This is a genomic window from Okeania sp. SIO2F4 (genome assembly GCF_010672385.1).
Taxonomy (GTDB): Bacteria; Cyanobacteriota; Cyanobacteriia; order Cyanobacteriales; family Microcoleaceae; genus Trichodesmium.
In genome coordinates this window covers 1-1,841 of sequence record NZ_JAAHGT010001308.1, presented here as the reverse complement: position 1 = coordinate 1,841, position 1,841 = coordinate 1, and the positions used below count along the sequence as shown (strand labels likewise).

Annotated in this window: 2 protein-coding genes and 1 pseudogene; all 3 read right to left on the bottom strand. The window is 36.7% G+C overall.

Going from position 1 to position 1,841, the window contains the following annotated elements; all coding sequences use genetic code 11:
* Window positions 1-192: zinc ribbon domain-containing protein (locus F6K22_RS39935; RefSeq protein ID WP_293110616.1), on the bottom strand; the 192-nt coding region annotated here is incomplete at its 3' end.
* 540 nt (window positions 193-732) lie between these two features.
* On the bottom strand, window positions 733-1,017 hold the full coding sequence (locus tag F6K22_RS39930) for a hypothetical protein (protein WP_293110614.1): 285 nt from the start codon (window positions 1,015-1,017) through the stop codon (window positions 733-735).
* Window positions 1,018-1,326: 309 nt separating this feature from the next.
* A pseudogene (locus tag F6K22_RS39925) lies at window positions 1,327-1,841 on the bottom strand (DUF5331 domain-containing protein); the annotation flags it as partial.

Here is a 1,841-nt window from a genome sequence, read left to right as displayed (position 1 = left end):
AGCAGACAAGATGATACCCACCTCGTGTAATGCCTTATTTAATATGTTAATTGCAGCATTCTCATCTCTATCTAAAACTGTTCCACATTTAGGACAAGAGTGAGTTCTAACTGATAAAGTTTTAGGTACTTTTTGACCACAATTACTGCAATGAGTGTGATGTATTGTCAGGATGTACGGGGGAATGGCCATTCGCCCCTACCTACATGAATACCGGGAACTGCCGCCACTGCGTTCAACTTTTCAATAAAAGCACTCCAAGCTACATCATAAATTGATTTTGATAAAAAGCTATTTCTAGGTAAACCTTTAATCTTAAGGTTTTCAACGCCAATTAAATCATATTATTCAACTAACTTATGAGCAGTTTTATAATGAAAATATTTTTTTTGTCTGGCAATATGTATTCAATGAATAATTAATAATGAAAGAAGGAAACTAATTATTCACTAATTATTAATTATTAGAAGTTTATTTGGTCAAATTAAATTCTTCTAATTATTAATTGTTAATTATTAATTATCATAGTACCCAACCTGCTAATAATAATGTGCTTACCACCAAATTTAACTGCTGCTTTTAAATGATTAACTCTACTAAAGCACAAAGACTTTAACTTCCCTAATTTTTTGAATCTAGGTCGTCCTCCAGGTTTACCCTTTTTGTCAGGTATTAACCTTTCATGTCGGCTCTTAGCCGAAACGTTTCCCAGCTTCAGTTAGTCTTTGTAAGTTAATTTGCTGAACTTCGTATGGATATTTCCTTGTAGTCAGGAAATAGCTGTTTTGTTTGTTTAAGTGCTGAGTGGTGAAAATAATAATCTGGCTTGCCAGGAATCTCACCAATAGGACATGACACTATTGAGCATCGGTCTATTTGACATCTAGTTCTATTCAACCAGTCTAATCGTTGACCAAGAGCATAATTCCAATGTCGCCGTAACAATTCTAGCCAATAATCAATTTTGGCTGACTGTTCACAAGCAGGCTTAACTTTGCAGCAATGAGTAATTATCATAATTCTTATACTACTCTTTACTGCTATATTTGAAAATCAATCGACACCTCCACAAAGCAAGCTCTGGGCAATTCCCCTCCCGTTAAATCGGAGATTATAACGGGAGACCCCTTGCCGAATTTAGTTGGATTTCTTGCCATAAGTAGGTAGATTAGTCCATCTAAAAACGAGGCAATACTTGTATAACTCTTTTGTGTTTCTATAAAGAATATGGAATATTCTTCATCTAACTGAGCTATTCTATCTTTGAGTCTAGCCGTAGAAATTGGCACAAACTCCAAGTGTTGCAAGAGTCAATGTTTCCAGTACTTAACCCAATAACCGTTCAGGATCGTTATCGTTGGAAAACTTTTTATCTCCGGCTAAAGAATCTAGATCGGCCTCATCCAAATTTAAGTCTTCTCCATCCAGGTCAAGATCAAAGTCTCCCAAATCATCAATTTGATTATCATCTCCTAATTCGCTAAGGTCTATATCATCTAGATCATCTGAGGAACTTTGACCAAATAGATTTAGATCTTCATCACCAAGGTCATCTAGTCCTGACTCGTCTAACTTAGCCGATGTATCCTCAAATGGATCGGGAATATCTTCTGCCAGAAAATCGGAGCTATCTTCTCCGAGATCAAGATCATCAGACCTATTTCCATCTAGATCGTCAAGGTCAATGTCAGCCAAATCATCATCTGCTTCTAAGTCAGAATCTAGTCCCATATCCAACTCATCGGCTGCGGACTCCATATCCAAGTCCAAATCATCATCTGCTTCTAAGTCAGAATCTAATTCCATATCCAACTCATCGGCTGCGGACTCCATATCCAAGT

Coding starts and splice junctions, on each gene's coding strand:
- F6K22_RS39930 (WP_293110614.1), bottom strand. CDS start 1,017: ATGATAATTACTCATTGCTGCAAAGTTAAGCCTGCTTGTGAACAGTCA.